Genomic DNA, 15,631 nt, shown 5'->3' with positions numbered 1-15,631 from the left:
TGTGTATGGCCCCGGGCTAGTGCAGGATGTCGTCCACGGTCGGGGCGACGACGCCGAACAGGTCGGCGATGGTGGTGAGGGCGGCGCTCTGCAGTGCGGCGGAGGGCACGGTGTCTCCCAAGGGGCTGGGCAGTGGTCGGGTGGCGGTGGCTTCGGCGACGACGGTGGGGCGGTAGCCGAGATTGAACGCGCCCTGGGCGGTGTAGCTCACGCACATGTGGGTCATGAATCCGGCGAGCACCAATTCCTGCCCCGCACCCAGCTCCTTCAGGGTCTGCTCGAGATCGGTGGCGTGGAACGCATTCGGGAATTGCTTGACCACCACCGGTTCTCCCGTCCGCGGGGCGACGGGATCGCTGATCGCACCGATATCGGCGCGAATATCGTAGGGGGTGTCCGGCCCGCCGTCGTTGACGATGTGCACCACCGGTCGCCGCAATTCTCTTGCGGCCGTGAGCAATCGGGCACCGGCGGCCAGCGCCTCCTCGGGCCCGTCCACCGCCATGACACCGCGGAGGTACGTGTTCTGGAAATCGATCATGATCACCGTGGCATCTGCCAATCGCGGTAGCCGATCATCGAGACCGATCACGTCGCGCAGGGTGCTGGAGACGGCATTCATCGACATGTGTCGCTACTTTCTGTGTGGGAGAGGGAAATACGTGCGGGATCACCGCTCGACATTCAGGTAGTGATGCGGAATCGCTTCCGGTAGTCGCCGGGTGTGGCGGAGAGTTGCCTGCGGAAGGCGCGGTGCAAGGTCTCGACCGATCCGAGCCCGACCGTCGCGGCGATCCGTTCGACGGGCTGGTCGGTGGTTTCGAGCAGGCGGCGCGCCGCCTCGACCCGGCACGCCTCGACATAGACCGCGGCGCTGGCGCCGGTCTCCTGCTGGAAGACCCGCGTGAAATGGCGTTCGCTCAGGCACATCCTGGCCGCGAGCGCTGCGGCGGACAGATCGCCGTCCAGATTCTCGGTGATGAAGAGCCGCAGGTCATCGATGTCGCGGCGGGCGGTCGCGGGACGGCTCAGCGGCACGCTGAATTGGCTCTGCCCGCCTTGCCGTTTGAGATACACCACCAACTGCCGTGCCACCTGCAACGCCAAGTCCTCGCCGTGATCCTCGGCCACCAGAGCCAGGGAGAGGTCCAGGCAGGCGCTGATCCCCGCGCCGGTCCAGATCCGGCCCGAGCGGATGAAGATCGGGTCGGGGTCCACGACGATGTGGGGGTGTTCGGCCGCGAGCTGGTCGGCCGTCGACCAGTGTGTGGTGGCCGTTCTCCCGTCCAGCAGACCCGCGGCGGCGAGCAGATGCGCGCCCACGCACACCGAGGCTATTCGCCTCGCATGTGGCGCAACGGACTCGATCCACGCCACGACCTCGCGATCGATCCGCGCGACCGGCCCGCTGGGCGGAGTGTCGACCGCGCCGGGGACGATCAACGTGTCGATCGTCGGCTCCACCTCGTCGAAGCCGAGGTCGGTGACGACGCGCACCCCGGCGGAGGTGCGCACTTCACCGCGGACCGGGCTCGCCAGCCGCACGTCGTAGCGCACTCGCCCGCCACCCTCGCGGTTGGCCAGCGCGAACACTTCGGCGGGCCCGGTGACATCGAGCAGGTCGACATCGGGGAAGGTCGCGATGACCACGCGGTGGCTCGAAATCATGAGTCCATCGTCGAGGCGCGCGCCGATGGCCGCAACGACGGATCTCTGTCAGATCCGGCCACCGGATCCCACGCCCGAGCTCAGCGGCGCACCGTCGTCTCCCGCTCCACGCGCGGACTCAGTTCAGGTCGCGGATGATGTCGAGTGCACGGCCCAGGGTTGTCACCCGGGCATCGATGGTGTCACCCGCCGGATAGAGGCGAATCGTGTCGACACCCGCGTCGCGCCAGACGCGCAGCCGGGCGCGGACCATCGCCTCGGTGCCGATCAACGTGGTCGCCAGAACCATCTCGTCGGTGACGAGCGCCGCGGCTGCTTGCCGGTCTCCTGCCTGCCAGCGCTGACGTACCGCTTCGGCGACGTCGGCCCACCCTTGACGGCTGTAGGCGTTGTTGTAGAAGTTGGTGGCGCCCGATCCCATTCCGCCGAGGCTGAAGGCCAGTTCCTTCTTGCGGGCCGCGAGCATCGTCCGCAGGGTGTCCTCGTCGTCGGCGAAGGCCACCTCCGCGCCTTGGCAGATGTCGAGCTCGTCGCGTGACCGGCCCGCGGCGGCCAGCCCGGTGTCGAGGCGATCGAGATACGCGGCGGCGCGTTCGGGAATGAAACTCGTGCCGAGCCAGCCGTCGGCCATCCGTCCGGTCAGTTCGAGCATGCGGGGCGACAGGGTCGCGAGGTAGATCGGGATGTCGGTGTTCGCAGGCAGCGACAATCGCATCGGCCTGCCTTCGCCGCCTGCCATCGGGATCCCATGCCTGTGACCGGAGTAGCTGATCTTTTCTCCGGCGAATGCCTGGCGGATGATCTCCACGGTCTCGCGCATACGGACGAGCGGCTCGGCGAACGAAACGCCGTGCAGCCCTTCGATGACCTGCGGTCCCGAGGCGCCGAGGCCGAGCAGGAACCGTCCCTGCGACAAGTCCGCCAAGGTCAATGCCGATTGGGCGATCGCCACGGGTGTGCGGGTCCCGATCTGGATGACGCCGGAGCCCAGCAACATTCGGTCGGTTCGGGCGGCGAGGTAGCCCAAGGCGGTCGGGGCGTCCGAGCCCCACGCCTCGGCGACCCAGCAGATATCGAGACCGAGTTTCTCTGCCTCCAGGGCGAATTCGAGTGCTCCCGGGTAGGAGGCTTCGATGGTGGTGGCGGTGCGCATCAGTGCTCCTCACCCTCGAGGAATGTCTTGATCGCCGCGAGGGTGTGCTCGATGGCTCGTTCGAGCTCGCGCATCCGGACGAAGACGATCTTCTGTTCCTTCTCCGGCATGGCGGCGATGGCGAAGCTCAGGCCGGACGGCCCCGGCCCCATCCGAACCCATTGACGCAAGCGGGTGCCGTCGTTGTCCGCCTCGAGGGTGAACCGCCAAGTCGCACCGGGATTTTCGACGCTTCCGACGACCCAGGAGAAGGTCCGGGACGCGTCGAATTCGACGATGTAGGACGTGGTCGACCACTCGCCGAGTTTCGGATGCCGGCTCGTACCGACGAAGGCGCCGCCCAGCCGCGCGCCGTGAATGGGATCGACCCATTCGGCGGACTTCAGTTCGTCGCTGAACAGCGGCATCAGTTCGATATCGGTGACAACGCTCCAGACCTTCGCGAGGGGCGCATCGATGTGGATGACGCTCTCGGCGGTCGGGGTGTCGGCATAGATCGCGCCGGTCCACTCCATCGTGTCGGTACTCCTTCGGTTCGGTGGTACGAGGTCCGCACCCGGTGCCGTCGCGTGGCAGTACCGGGTCGCGGTGCGGGTGCGGCGGTGTGTGTCACAGTGCGAGCGGACGCGGAAGATGCAGCACGAGTTGCGCTTCGGTGGTGACTTCCAATCGCAGCGGTCTGCTGAGGCCGAGCCCGGTGAGCAGGTCGCTGAGCGGTCCTGTGCCGCGGTGGAGCCGAACGTTCGAGGGAAGGATCCGCGTGCCGATCGTGAGAGGGTTGGCCTGGGTGGTCGTCTCGTACCACGTTCCGTTCAGGGTGTGGACGAGTTTCGTGGTCGAGACACGGGATTCCGGACGAAGATCTCGGATGGCGGGGAGCTTCGCGCGGACCTCGATATCGGTCCGGCCCCCGGGCCCGGCGACTCGCGCGTACACCTCGCCGGCGACGTTCACGTCGATGTCGGTTCGCCACTTGGGCAGGTTGTAGCCGTCGACCCCGCGCAGGCGCGCGATCTCGGTGTTCACGGGCAGCGCGAGCACGTGGGCATGGTTGACCCGGCGCCGGGCATCGCCGATCACGCCGAGGGCCCCGGCCCGGCGGCGCGGATCGTGCACGACCGCGGCGACTCCCACTTCGTTGTACGGGTCGTTGTCACAGACTTCGTAGCGATAGAGCGCCAGCGCGATCAGTCCGACGCCCGGCAGGATGCGGACGGGTTCGAGCGGTGCCGGAAGGTGAGCTCGCAGCCGCGACAGCGGCGCCGTGAAAAGCAATTGCGCCGAACTCGTGCGGTAGTAGAAATTCGGCGTCCACATCGGACCCAGCGCCGAATCCGCGATTCGCTTCGGTATCCGACGGAAGAAGGTGATGTCTCCGACGGCCGGATCTCGCTGGATCTCGTCGAGATCCGGATTCATCCGGTAGCGGTCGTAATAGCCGTTCTTGACGACGGGAACCTTGCGGTCCCCGATCGTGATCTCAGTGAATTCCATGACCGATTCCGTCGAGTGAGCTGGTGGCTTCCGGGCTGTCGCCGGGTGCGTTGTCGACCGAGTGGAGGAACGACGCCAAGCACGCGGTGACGATGTGCGGTTGCTCGAGGTTGCTGGTGTGCCCGGCGGCGGGAACGACCTGCAAAGCGGATCCATCGATCCGAGCGACGAGGCGCTCGGCGTCGAGGCGGGGGGTGGCGGTGTCGTCGGCGCCGACGATCACCAGGGTCGGCGCCACGATCTCGGCGAGTTCGTCCCCCATCGGGGCGTGGTCGGCGACCGCCAGAATGGCTTTCCTTATTCCGGTTCTGCCGGAACAGGACAGGCGGGCATTCCATTCGTAGACAACGGGTTCGCTGCGCCGGGAGTTGAGGAAATCCGGACCGAACAAGGTCGGCAGCACCTGCTGCTTCAACGGTGCGGCGCCGAGGAGCTGGTAGATCCACGCGAACAGCGTGTACTTCCGTGCGACATCACGCGGCTCACCGTCCGCGGTGGTGTCCAGAACCGTCAGCGATCGCAAGAGCTCACCCCGGCGTGCGGCGAGCCGCAGACCGACGAACCCGCCCATCGACAGACCGACGAAGTGCACCGGCGCGAGATCCAGTTCCCGAATCAACGCTTCGACATCGTCGCAGAGCGTGTCCATGTCGTACCCGCCCGCCGTGGCGGGGGTTTCGCCTTGGCCGCGCCAATCCACGGTGACGCACCGGTATCGGTGCCGCAGGACATCGATCTGCGGCCGAAACATCCAGCCCCCGAACAACAATCCGTGACCGAACAGGATCGTCGGGGCATCGGGCAGGCCCGGTGGAGTTCCGGTATCGATATAGGCCAGCGATACGCCATTGGCGTGCAGCAGCGGCATGGACAGCTTCCTTTCGAACTGGAGATTTCGGTCTAGGGGACCGGGGTCTGACGTTGCCCCGAGGTGAAGAGCCCCGCGAGAGACAGAGCGACGGCGCACAAGGTCGGGGTCGACACGACCTCGAACCGAGGAGGGGGATAGGACGTGGCCACGGGACCCGAGTGGTGAGCCGCGTGGTCCGCGCCCGACCCGTTGTTCGCCGGTGCGCCCATGGCGGCGTCCATGAACGCGGGATCGGTGAGGTAGGCGTAGACGACGTAGCACACGCCGGTCGTGAGCAGCAGGCTCACGGCGGTGATCGCCGAAATGGCCCACACCCGGGGGAGGCGTCCGAGCGCCGATCTCGCGATCACCGCGGTGAGCGCTCCGGGTGCGAAACCCCACCCGAGCATGAACCACACCGCCGCCAACGCTTTCACCGCGGCGCCCTCGGCCATTCCCAGAAGCGCACCGTGCCAAGCGATCAGCGTCAGTGCGGCGGCAATGACGGCCGCGGAGACCGTGATTCGGAAATCGCCGGTGACGGCGCCCGTCATCGCGGACTCAGACTCTCGCGAAGTCGAGCAGCCGCGCGCCGCGCCGGGAATTGAGCAGGTAGCCGCCGAGCAATCCACCCGCCAGCGCCGAGGCGTAGCCCTTCACCAGGAACAGTTCGGGCATGTCGATCGATCCCCAATAGTTCAGTCCGACATTGTGATCCAGCGACCAGCACAGGGTCTGACACACGCTCAATGCCAGCGCGCCGCATGCCGCGGTGAGCGCGAACCCCGCGGGACTGCCGGGGCGTCGCCCGGCGGTGACGAGGTAGGTGAGTCCGCCGACCGCCGCCCCCATGCCGATGCCGCACAGGCCGAGCGTCCAGACCACCCGCCACACCAGCGTGCCGTGATCGGGAAACAGGATCAGGCCGAGGAGGAGGAAGTTGAATTCTCCGAAGAAGCTCAGCGCGATGAACACCTTGATCGTGCGGGTGGCGCGGTCGTCGTACGAGCCGTCGGATACGGGTGTGCCCACCGGCGTTCCTCCTCGGTATTGGGCGAAAAGTTCATTGAATGGACTTTCTGAAGTCCAGTTTGTGCGCGGTCAGACCGGTGACGGCGGCCCGTATTCGCGCCGAAGACATCATCAAACGGAATTGACCAATCTGTCAACCACTGGTTTATGGCATAGGGCATATTTGTGAAAATAGTCCGTTGAATGGACTTTTGCTAAGGTCATAGCGTGGTGCAGAGCGAGGAATCGGAGGAGTCCGGCGGCGACACGTCGCGGACGAGCGTGCTGAACCGGGTCGCGACGATCCTGGAGGCGGTCGCACTCCACGGATCGTGGGGAGCCCGTTTGATCGACGTGACCCAGGCGACCGGCCTGTCGCGACCCACCGTGCACAGGCTTCTGCAGGAACTGATCGAGATCGGATACGTCGAGCAGCGTGCGAAGAAATACAGCCTGGGCCCCGCCCTCTACGCGCTCGGGCTGAGCGCCCCGTCGCCCATCGGCGACTACGGCGGCATCGAACGATGCGCGCAGCGACTAGCCGACAGCACCGGCGACACGGTCTACATCGCCATTCGCCAGCTGGGTGGACTGCACTACCTGATTCGCGCCGAAGGTTCGTACCCGATTCGCGCCCGAGTCGTCGAAGTGGGCGAGACGGTGCCGCTCGGCGTCACCTATGCCGGGATCGCGCTGCTGGCCTGGCACGCCCCCGACGAGGTCGAAGCGCAGTTGCGCGCCAACGAACCCCGCCGCGAGAGACTGGGATTCGACGTGTCGAACTTCTCCGCGCGCCTCTCCTCGGTGCGGAGGCAGATCGCCGGCGTCCGGGAACACGGGTGGTGCTTCGACACCGACACCGTGCTACCCGGAGTGACGGGGATGGCGGCGCCGGTACCGTCCCGGACGCGCCAGCCCTACATGGCGGTCACCATCTCCGCCGTGAACGACCGGCTCCCTCCCGACCGAGTCCGCGCACTACGAGGACCGTTGCTCGCCGCGGCGCGGGAGATGACCGGCTTCATCGCGTAGATCGCCTGCGGCGCCGCCTGTTTCCGGGAACGTCGCTCGCCCCCGCGTCGAACGGAGTGTGCCGACTGCTGTGTCCGGCAGAGGACCTCGGAAGTTCCGGAGCGGACATCGATTCCGCGTTCGGACCGAACGCGCGTACCATCCTGCGTCTGGACGGAGAGTCCCAGAACAGAGATGGTTTCGAGCTGTCTGGATCGCGTCGCTCTCCGGTTCTGCAGGGGTCGGTCGGTCGATTCGATGAGTTGGGAGTGGATGTCGATGGCACGCAGAGTGGTTGTCACAGTGATCGATGATTTCGACGGACGTTCACCCGCGGTGGAAACGGTGACGTTCGCTGTCGATGGAGTCGGCTACGAGATCGACTTGTCCGAGGAGAACGCGGCTCGCTTGCGGGAAGTGTTCGGCGAGTGGATTCCGTTCGGTCGTCAAGTCGGCAAAGTGGGACGTCGGCGCAGCGCCACCATCGTGCCGACGAATACGCGCGGACCCGAGGCGGGCGTGGTTCGTCAGTGGGCGCGGGCGAACGGTCTCGCGGTGCCCAGTCGCGGACGGGTGCCGTCCGATCTCGTTGCGGCGTACGAGAAGGCCGCTTCGTAACCGGCGAGTCCCGAAGGGTGTGCGGTCGGGCGGGGGCCGGCGGTCCGGTCGGCCCTTGGCTCAGGTTCCAGCACGGTGCTCCAGCCACCTCGGTGGCCTTCCGAGACGCGGTCAGCGCGTCATTCCGGACGCACAAGGCTCTGAACTGGGAATTCGCAACCTGAACCACGCGGGCGCGGATGGCGCTGGTTGGCGCATCCTGAGCGAGAGCGCTGATCTCTCTTGACGCGTGTGCTTGGCTGGAAGTCGTGGGGAAACGGACCTGGCTGACGACCACCGCCGGTCTCGCGCTGCTGATGCTGTGGGGCGAGTGGGCGAACTGGCGTGCTTCCCGCAGGCTCGTCGGGTCCGTGCCCGGCACCTCCGAAGCCGTCGTGGTCCTCGGGTATCGCAACCCGGGCGCGCGCGCCAACGCCATGAACCGGTGGCGCGTTCGTGCGGGCCTGCGATCCATCGACCCGGCGGCGGTCGAGAGTCGGCTCGTGCTGTGCGGGGGCGCGTGCGCGGGGCCACGCACCGAGGCGTCGCTGATGGCCGAGTACGCCACGCGGACCCGTGGGTACCGCGGTGAGCTCGTCCTGGAGGATCTGAGCCGGACCACTTGGGAGAATGTCGCTTTCGCGATTCCGTACCTGAACGACGTCGATCGGATCAAGATCGTCTCGTTGCCGTCCCATGCCGCGAAGGCTCGGCACTATCTCGCGCAGCAGTCGCCCCACCTGGCGTCCCGCCTGGTCAGGGGAGCGGAGTACCGGTTCGGCGACTGGATGCCGCTGAAACCTCTCTTCGCCCTCTACGGTCTGCTGAAAGCCGTTCGCGACCGTCCGTGACGCGCGGCGTCGTCCGGCCCGCCGCCGACTGTCACGCTGAGCTACTGGTCACCGCCTCCGACGCCGTCGATTGTGCGGGCCCGCCGTTGCCACGGCGCGAGCAGGAGTTCGCAGGCGCGTTGGACGTCGTCGACGGCCTGCTCCGGGGTGATCTCCCCGGCGGTGGCCCAGGTGAGAACTCCGTAGACGGCCTGTTCGACGAGTCGGGCCAGCCGCCGGTCCTCGGCCGTGGCGCGTTGCAGGGCGGCGATGTCGAGGATGCGCTGGTCGATCGCGAACGGCGGGTTGAGCCCGTATTCGTTGCGCACCACGTTGATCGAGACGATCATGGCGCGGGCCAGCGGGACGCTGGTGAGCATGCGCCGCACGGCGGTTCCCATGGCCTCGGCCACGGCGGCGGTCGCGGTGGTGGCCGAGCTCCCGGGGATCGGCATTCGCTCGACTCGGTCGGCGAGTAGCGCGGCGTAGAGGTGGTGCTTGGAGGGGAAGTAGCGGTACAGCGTCCCTACGGCGACGCCTGCGCGGGCGGCGATATCGCTGATCTGGACCTGCTCCAGCCCGTGGCGGGCGCCGAGTTCGGCTGCGGCGCGCAGCATTCGGTGGCACCGCTCACGCTGGCTCGGGGTGCGTGGCTCGGCGAGCTTGCGCATGTCGTGGGTACGGGGCACCGGACGATCATGATCCATCGTCGGCCGTGGCGCCGATGAGCCGTTGCATGGCCCGGTGAGCGCCGAGCACGGCCCGCGCGCGGTCGGCGTCGTTGCGCGCGGTGACCAGGCGCTCGTTGCCGCTGACGATGTGCACCGGTCCGTGCGGCAGCGCCCGCAAGCCCTCGACGGCGACCTGATCGGGCTCGGCGACCGGCAGTCCGGGCACGTCGAAATTCAGCCCGGCCCGCCGCATCGCCGGTGTGCGGGTGACGCCGAGGACGAGCTCGAGGACGTCGACGCCGTGCTCGCGAAGTTCCAGCCACAAGCCCTCGGCGAAGATGCGGCCGAATGCTTTGACGCCGCCGTACACGGTGTGCTGACTCGAGCCGAGATAGCCTGCCATCGAGCCGACCAGGATCACTCCGCCACGCCCCCGCGCCACCATGCCGGGCGTCAAGCGGTGCACCAGCCCGAGCGGGGTGGTCACGTTCAGGTCGATGACCCGGTCGAATGCGGCCAGGTCGCCGTCGAGGAACCGCGCGCTGTGGGTGTCGGCGCCCGCGTTGTACACGAGCAAGCCGATGTCGAGGTCGTCGACCGCGCCCGCGACGAGTGCGGCCGCACCACGGTCCGCGAGGTCGACGGCGAGTGTCCGAACTTCGACACCCGAAGCCCGGCAGGCCTCGGCCGTCTCGCGCAGCGGATCGGCGCGCCGGGCGACGAGAACGAGGTTGATGCCCGCGGCGGCGAGGTGGTGCGCGAACGAGGCGCCGACACCCTCGGAACCCCCGGCGATCAGGGCCCACGGCCCGTATCGAGCGAGCGAGTCGTCCACGGAATGACCTCCACAATTAGAATTCATTCTAGTAATCGGGGTGGACTGTAGCGTATAACTGCTGCCATGCGCATCGGCTTGTCGGCTCCAGTGGTCACCGCGGTCCCGGGAACGGCCGCGGCCTGGGAGGCCGTGGCGGGTCCGGACGAACTCGGTCGGGTGGCGTCCTGCGCGGACGAGCTCGGTTTCGACTACATCACCTGCTCCGAGCACGTGGCCGTGCCGATCGACGCCGCGGCGACGCGCGGCGGCACCTACTGGGATCCGTTGGCCACGTTGTCGTTTCTGGCCGCACGCTCACGCAGGATCCGCCTGGTCACCTCGGTCCTCGTCCTGCCGTATCACCGCCCGCTGGAGATCGCGAAGCGGTACGGCACCCTCGACCGGCTCAGCGGCGGGCGCGTCGTGCTCGGCGTGGGTGTCGGTTCGTTGCGTGAAGAGTTCGAACTCCTGGGAGCGCCGTGGGAGGACCGAGGCGCGGTCACCGACGCGCGGATGCGCGAATTGCGTTCGGTCTGGGGCCGTCCCGAGGTGTCGGGCATGGTCGTGTCGCCGTCGGCGACAAGGGATCACGTACCGCTCTGGGTCGGCGGCCGGACGCCGCGGTCGTTGCGCCGCGCGGTCGAACTGGGCGACGGCTGGATGCCGTTCGGCCTGAGCTCCGAGCGCATCGAGACCATGCTCGGTCGCGTCGAGTTACCCGCGGGATTCGACGTCGTGCTCGGCACCGGCCGCCCGCTCGACCCGCTGAGCGATCCCCGCGCTGCCGGGCGGACGCTCCAGCGCCTTCGCGACGCCGGAGCGACCGCCGTGACCTGCACCGTCCAGGCGACGTCCGCCGCGAACTACTGCGAGCAACTGGAAGCGTTGCGCGCCCTCACCGAAAGGATCGACCACTGATGACACCCGTGCCCACTGTCCCGGCGGAATGGGAGCGACGCCTCCGACGAGTCGAAGACGAACTGGCGATCGGCAAACTCGTCGCCCGCTACGGTCCCGCGGTCGACGCCGCCGACGCCGACGCGGCGGCGGAGTTGTGGACCGAAGACGGAACCTACGACGTCGAAGGCTGGTCCATGAACGGCCGCGACGAGGTGCACGCGATGGTCTGCTCCGCCGAACACCGCGGACTCGTCGAGCGGGGCTGCACCCATTTCCTCGGCCCGGTGGCGACCGTCATCGAGGGCGACCGCGCCACGGCGGTGTGCGAGTCGCTACTGGTCGTGCACCGCGACGGCCGCTTCGTCGTCTCCCGCGCCGGAGCCAACCGATTCGAGCTGACCCGCACCGCCGACGGATGGAAGATCCTGCGTCGCGTCACGCGTGCCCTCGACGGCACTCCCGAGAGCCGTGAGCTGCTCGCGTTGAACCGATGAGCGACCCAGGTCGATTCGGCGATGCGGCAGTTCCACTCGCACCGCCGAACCCGTAGCGGGCGACAAGGAGCCGCCGACGTCGCGCTGACCATGGACCCGGCGTGGGCGGAGAGGACGGTCCCGAATCCGGTGTCTCCCAATCCAAGGCGAACCTGCGCGTAGAGCACGAACGTGGCGAAGGCCGCGCACAACGGAATCTGCACAACTCCCCGGCGCCGATGGGCGCAGTTCTGTCACGTGCGAGCATCCGTCCGATATTCGCTGACGCGGCGAATCGCTGTCGGACGCATCGGTTCGCAGGTCGGCCCATCAGATCGGGGACCGGGCAACACAATCCGGCGAACACCGAGTTCGACGCGTACGCTACCGTCGGGGTCGCCGAGCCGGGCATGGAATGACGACGTCAGGACAGGATCGACTCCCGTGGTCGACAGCGCTGCCGGAGACCCCGCTCGGCGATCGAAGACGAAGGGTGTGACGCAGCACGACGCGGGTACGGCCAAGGTGATGGCGGACCGCGGCGCGGCAGCGCGAGTGGGTGAGTGATCATGAAGACGAAATCGGCGGAGACGGTGAAATGCCGAGGGTGCGAGTGCTGGTGGCCCTTGAGCGCGCACAACGTGTGCCACTGCTCCCAATGCCATCAGACATTCACGGGCGAAAAAGCGGCGAATCTACATCTGGTCGTGGACTACCGACACAAACCACACGTCGTCTGCCGCACACCGCAAAGCGTCGGCCTCGTCGACGCCGCCCGCGACTACCCCTGCTGGGGCTTACCGGAGAAGGCCCTCGCGTGAGCGTTCTCCGGCCCGGACGCTGGTTGCTGTCCATGATCATCGAAAACAGCCGCGCCCGTTGAGCGCGTTGACCTGCGTGGTCAGCCGTTACGCTCCCGCCGTGATGATCGCGGCGGGAGCTACCGCCCGAACCCCCGTCATCGAGAATCAACTGGGCCGCTGACGTATGGGCGGCGGGCAACACCACGGGACGCAGCGTAATCGTCAGGGCGTCAGCGGGCTGCGCGGGCGAAGCGACCGGGTGTGACGCCCGTCCAACGGGTGAAGGCGTGGGTGAAGCTGGAGGCGTCGGAGTAGCCGAGGCGGCCGGCGACGTCTTCGACGGTGGCGCCGATGGACAACAGCTCCTCGGCCAGCATCTGGCGGGTCTCGGCGACGAGTTCACGGTAGGAGGTGCCTTCGTCGGTGAGTCGGCGCCGCAGCGTGCGGGTGCTCATGCGCAGTTCGGCGGCGACCTCGTCCAGGCCCGAGGCGACACCGAGGGTGAGCAAGGCCTCCCGGACCTGGGCCGCGAGTCCCTGCCGCTTGCGGCGCTGCTGCATGATCTCGGCGGCTTGCCGCTCGGCGAAGGCGGCGGTGTACGGGTTCGCCTGAGGGAGGGGCAGATCGAGTAGATCCTGGGCCATGACGACCTTCGTCACCGGAGCGTCGAATTCCGGCTCCATGCCGAGCAGTGCGCCGAACTGGTCGGCGTACGGCGGTGGAGGACAGGCCAGCTCGACGCGGGTGGGCGTCACGGTACCGCCGAACACCTCCTTGGCGATCGCGGCCATCTCGGCGATGTCGCGTTCGAGCAGGAATGTGCGCACCCCGGCGGGGACGGCGGAGTCGTCGATGGTGGCGACCCCGTCGCCAGCGTGCACCTCGAAGCGCCAGCGGGCGAAGGAATAGCCGATATCGATGTGGTCGACGCCGATCCGCCAGGCATGCCGCACCGTGGGGCTGCTGATCACCGCGAAGGCCCAGATGCCGTGGACGAACAGGGGGTAGCGGCGGCCCGCCTCCAAACCGAGCGCGGGAACGTGCCCGATCGCGGTGACCAGGTTGTGAACCAGTCGAAGCTCTTGGCGCGCAAGGATTTCCGATTCCGGATCGGGCAGCGCGGCCGGGGCGATGCCCGTGCCGTCCAGGCACTGCTCGACGGTCATGCCGTGCTCCATGGCGAGTTCGACCAGAATCGCCGCGCTGGCGATCGAGCGCGGCATGTTGAGCCGGGTGGTCATCTGCCAACTGTCGAGAGCGTGGCCGAAAAAGTCAAGTTCTGGCCGTCGACCTCATGGCATGGACACGTCCGGCCTTCTAGCGTGAGAGCACATGACAACCACCGACCAACTCGCCGCCTTCGAACCCGCGTGCACCCGAGAGGCGGCATTGGCGCTGTTCGACGGACTTCCCCCGGTGCGTGCCACCGACCTCACCGGCCGATGGCACGGCAGGGAACTGGCGACGGGCCACCGCATGGACGGCCTCCTGGAAGCGTCGGGGTGGTACGGCAAGCAATTCGACGGCGTCGAGCGCGTCCACCCGCTCCTGTTCGTCGATGCTTCCGGCGAGATCTTCGCCGTCGACCCGAAGCTGGTGCCGCTCGGCGTCGCCCACCGGGTGTCCGCTTCGGTCGTCGGCCGAGGCCGGAGGCTGCTCGGCGCCGTGAAGCCCGCGGTGCGCACCAGGAAGTACCGGGCGCGCTTGCGTGAAATCGAGCATCGAGGCGTCGTGACGGCGGCAATGATCTACGACCATCTCCCGATCATCGACGTCTTCCGGCGAGTCGACGACGACACCGTACTGGGCCTCATGGACTTCCGCGACCGCCCGGAGCCGTACTTCTTCATCCTGTCCCGAGACTGACCGGGCGTTCGGCTCGAGAAATCACCATCGCAACGTTCGGCCGGCGATGGATGCGGGCTTCGGCGATCGCGATCTGCCCGGCATGTTCGACCAGGTCCGGTCCGCGCCGGTGCGATGATGCTGGAAGCCGACCGCTGTACCGCTGATCGCACCCTGCTGTCCGGTCTATTGGAAGGAAAGCCCTTGCCTCTCGACCTCTCGCCGGACGGCCACCGATCGCGTGGCGGGCGCGCCGCCGGGGAACCGGAGCGCGCGTGAACACGCCGCGCACCGCACTGGTCGTTGGCGCCGGGATCGCCGGGCTCAGCGCCGCCTATCACCTGGCGCGGCGCGGCGTCGACGTCACCGTCGTGGAAGCCGAGCACGTCGGCGCCGGTGCTTCACACGGCAACGCCGGTTGGGTCGACCCCGTCCAGACCGGACCGCTGCCCGAACCAGGACTGCTGCGGGATGGGTTGCGGCACATACGCTCTGCCGATTCGGCCACTCATATCGCGTTGCGGGACTACCCACGCCTCATGCCATGGCTGGTGTCTTTCGCGCGGCACTCCACCGCCCGCCGCTACCGTGACGGCACCCTGGCGTTGGCCGAGCTCGGCACCCGCTGTTTCCCGCTGCTGGATCAGCTCGCCGCCGACGGCGTCGAATTCACCCGCAGCGACGCCGGTTTGCTGGCCGTGGCGCGCGATATCCGCACCGTCGAGGCGTTCACCCACACCCTCGAACCGTTCCGCACCGCCGGATTCGCGATATCCCGGACCGTATTGGACGCCCACGCGCTGCGCGCGCTGGAACCCGCGCTGTCGGCGCAGGTGCGCTCCGGCGTGGAACTGCGCGATCACGTGCAGATCGACCCGGGCGCCTTCCTCACCGCGCTGGCCGCCTACCTGCGAACACAGGGAGTGCGCATCGAGGAAGACAGCCTCGTCGCCGGGTTGGCCGAGCCCGGCCCACGGGCCGGAGTCGAGATGCGCGACGGCCGCCGCTACGCCGATGTGGTGATCGTCGCGACCGGTGCGAGCACCGCGCTGATCGGCAAGCGATTCCCGCTGATCGGCGGGCGCGGCTACAGCTTCGATGTTCCCGTCGCCACCGCGGTGCGGCGGTCCATCCTGCTGCTCGACGCGCACATCGCGTGTTCGCCGATCGGTGGCCGCCTGCGCATCGCATCGGGCATGGACTTCGGCCCTTCGGCGCGGCTGAGCGCCGAGCGTCTGGCGCCGATCGCGCGCAACGCGGCGGTCATGCTCGACGGCATCGATTGGACCGATCGGCAGCGCCTTTGGAGCGGGCGGCGACCGTTGACACCCGACGGGCTGCCGATCATCGACCGCCTGCCCGGCCACCCCGACACCTACCTCCTCACGGGACTGTCCATGCTCGGCATGACCCTGGCCTCGCCCGCCGCCGAAGCGCTGACCGGCTACATCCTCGACGGCGCCTGTCCGCCAGTGCTCACACCGTTTCGCGCCGACCGGTTCCGCTGA

Annotated in this window: 19 protein-coding genes; 8 read left to right on the top strand and 11 right to left on the bottom strand. The window is 67.9% G+C overall.

All coding sequences use genetic code 11. The features are described from left to right. Nucleotides 1–16: 16 nt before the first annotated feature. The 8 genes from AC3EO7_RS25875 to AC3EO7_RS25840 all read right to left on the bottom strand — a co-directional run bounded on the left by AC3EO7_RS25875 (nt 17) and on the right by AC3EO7_RS25840 (nt 6,197). Entirely contained in the window at nt 17–628 is a 612-nt protein-coding gene (locus tag AC3EO7_RS25875; RefSeq protein ID WP_431970567.1) for an isochorismatase family protein, read from the bottom strand. Nucleotides 629–684: 56 nt separating this feature from the next. Further along, nucleotides 685–1,668, bottom strand: coding sequence for a GlxA family transcriptional regulator (locus tag AC3EO7_RS25870; RefSeq protein WP_431970566.1), 984 nt, complete (start codon nt 1,666–1,668; stop codon nt 685–687). 118 nt (nt 1,669–1,786) lie between these two features. Then, nucleotides 1,787–2,821, bottom strand: a complete 1,035-nt coding sequence (locus AC3EO7_RS25865; protein WP_431970565.1) for an LLM class flavin-dependent oxidoreductase — start codon at nt 2,819–2,821, stop codon at nt 1,787–1,789. After that, nucleotides 2,821–3,336 (bottom strand): SRPBCC family protein, encoded by a 516-nt coding sequence (locus AC3EO7_RS25860; RefSeq protein ID WP_431970564.1) that lies wholly within the window; start codon nt 3,334–3,336, stop codon nt 2,821–2,823. Before AC3EO7_RS25860 ends, AC3EO7_RS25865 begins: the two co-directional genes overlap by 1 nt. 94 nt (nt 3,337–3,430) lie before the next feature. Beyond that, on the bottom strand, nt 3,431–4,315 hold the full coding sequence (locus AC3EO7_RS25855; RefSeq protein ID WP_431970563.1) for an acetoacetate decarboxylase: 885 nt from the start codon (nt 4,313–4,315) through the stop codon (nt 3,431–3,433). Beyond that, entirely contained in the window at nt 4,302–5,183 is an 882-nt protein-coding gene (locus tag AC3EO7_RS25850; protein WP_431970562.1) for an alpha/beta fold hydrolase, read from the bottom strand. The genes AC3EO7_RS25855 and AC3EO7_RS25850 overlap by 14 nt, the downstream gene beginning before the upstream one ends. 32 nt (nt 5,184–5,215) lie before the next feature. Continuing rightward, nucleotides 5,216–5,719 carry a hypothetical protein gene (locus tag AC3EO7_RS25845; RefSeq protein WP_435592602.1) on the bottom strand — a complete coding sequence of 168 codons (504 nt, stop codon included), beginning with the start codon at nt 5,717–5,719 and terminating at the stop codon, nt 5,216–5,218. A 7-nt stretch (nt 5,720–5,726) separates the two neighbouring features. Next, entirely contained in the window at nt 5,727–6,197 is a 471-nt protein-coding gene (locus AC3EO7_RS25840) for a hypothetical protein (protein ID WP_431970560.1), read from the bottom strand. A 207-nt stretch (nt 6,198–6,404) separates the two neighbouring features. Here AC3EO7_RS25840 and AC3EO7_RS25835 point away from each other — a divergent pair, with 207 nt between their 5' ends. The 3 genes from AC3EO7_RS25835 (at nt 6,405) to AC3EO7_RS25825 (ending at nt 8,635) form a co-directional block, all read left to right on the top strand. After that, nucleotides 6,405–7,208, top strand: a complete 804-nt coding sequence (locus tag AC3EO7_RS25835; RefSeq protein ID WP_431970559.1) for an IclR family transcriptional regulator — start codon at nt 6,405–6,407, stop codon at nt 7,206–7,208. Between the two features lie 258 nt (nt 7,209–7,466). Then, a complete protein-coding gene (locus tag AC3EO7_RS25830) occupies nt 7,467–7,805 on the top strand; it encodes a histone-like nucleoid-structuring protein Lsr2 (RefSeq protein WP_431970558.1) in 339 nt (112 codons plus the stop codon). 248 nt (nt 7,806–8,053) lie between these two features. Next, on the top strand, nt 8,054–8,635 hold the full coding sequence (locus tag AC3EO7_RS25825; RefSeq protein ID WP_431970557.1) for a YdcF family protein: 582 nt from the start codon (nt 8,054–8,056) through the stop codon (nt 8,633–8,635). Nucleotides 8,636–8,676: 41 nt separating this feature from the next. On the opposite strand, the gene AC3EO7_RS25820 is transcribed toward AC3EO7_RS25825, so the two are convergent. Next, the gene (locus AC3EO7_RS25820) at nt 8,677–9,303 is read right to left on the bottom strand and encodes a TetR/AcrR family transcriptional regulator (RefSeq protein WP_435592601.1); all 627 of its coding nucleotides are present in this window, start codon (nt 9,301–9,303) and stop codon (nt 8,677–8,679) included. Nucleotides 9,304–9,310: 7 nt separating this feature from the next. Further along, entirely contained in the window at nt 9,311–10,120 is an 810-nt protein-coding gene (locus AC3EO7_RS25815) for an SDR family NAD(P)-dependent oxidoreductase (protein ID WP_435592600.1), read from the bottom strand. Between the two features lie 66 nt (nt 10,121–10,186). On the opposite strand from AC3EO7_RS25815, the gene AC3EO7_RS25810 reads away from it, so the two are divergent. From AC3EO7_RS25810 to AC3EO7_RS25800, 3 genes are all read left to right on the top strand, one after another. After that, entirely contained in the window at nt 10,187–11,020 is an 834-nt protein-coding gene (locus AC3EO7_RS25810) for a TIGR03619 family F420-dependent LLM class oxidoreductase (protein WP_431970554.1), read from the top strand. Continuing rightward, nucleotides 11,020–11,496: a nuclear transport factor 2 family protein gene (locus tag AC3EO7_RS25805; protein ID WP_435592599.1), complete on the top strand. Its 477-nt coding sequence runs from the start codon at nt 11,020–11,022 to the stop codon at nt 11,494–11,496. Before AC3EO7_RS25810 ends, AC3EO7_RS25805 begins: the two co-directional genes overlap by 1 nt. A gap of 548 nt (nt 11,497–12,044) precedes the next feature. After that, complete coding sequence (locus AC3EO7_RS25800) at nt 12,045–12,296, top strand: FDXHR family putative zinc-binding protein (RefSeq protein WP_431970552.1); 252 nt, start codon at nt 12,045–12,047, stop codon at nt 12,294–12,296. Between the two features lie 212 nt (nt 12,297–12,508). Here the strand turns inward: AC3EO7_RS25800 and AC3EO7_RS25795 are convergent, their stop codons facing one another. Then, the gene (locus AC3EO7_RS25795; RefSeq protein WP_435592598.1) at nt 12,509–13,519 is read right to left on the bottom strand and encodes an AraC family transcriptional regulator; all 1,011 of its coding nucleotides are present in this window, start codon (nt 13,517–13,519) and stop codon (nt 12,509–12,511) included. 91 nt (nt 13,520–13,610) lie between these two features. On the opposite strand from AC3EO7_RS25795, the gene AC3EO7_RS25790 reads away from it, so the two are divergent. Together AC3EO7_RS25790 and AC3EO7_RS25785 are read left to right on the top strand one after the other, a co-directional pair. Beyond that, nucleotides 13,611–14,144, top strand: a complete 534-nt coding sequence (locus tag AC3EO7_RS25790) for a DUF4334 domain-containing protein (RefSeq protein WP_431970550.1) — start codon at nt 13,611–13,613, stop codon at nt 14,142–14,144. A 254-nt stretch (nt 14,145–14,398) separates the two neighbouring features. Beyond that, nucleotides 14,399–15,631 carry an NAD(P)/FAD-dependent oxidoreductase gene (locus AC3EO7_RS25785; RefSeq protein ID WP_435592597.1) on the top strand — a complete coding sequence of 411 codons (1,233 nt, stop codon included), beginning with the start codon at nt 14,399–14,401 and terminating at the stop codon, nt 15,629–15,631.

It is taken from the genome of Nocardia sp. bgisy118, from assembly GCF_057708605.1.
The sequence above is the reverse complement of the archived record's forward strand: the minus strand, read 5'-3'. Positions and strand labels throughout refer to the sequence as shown.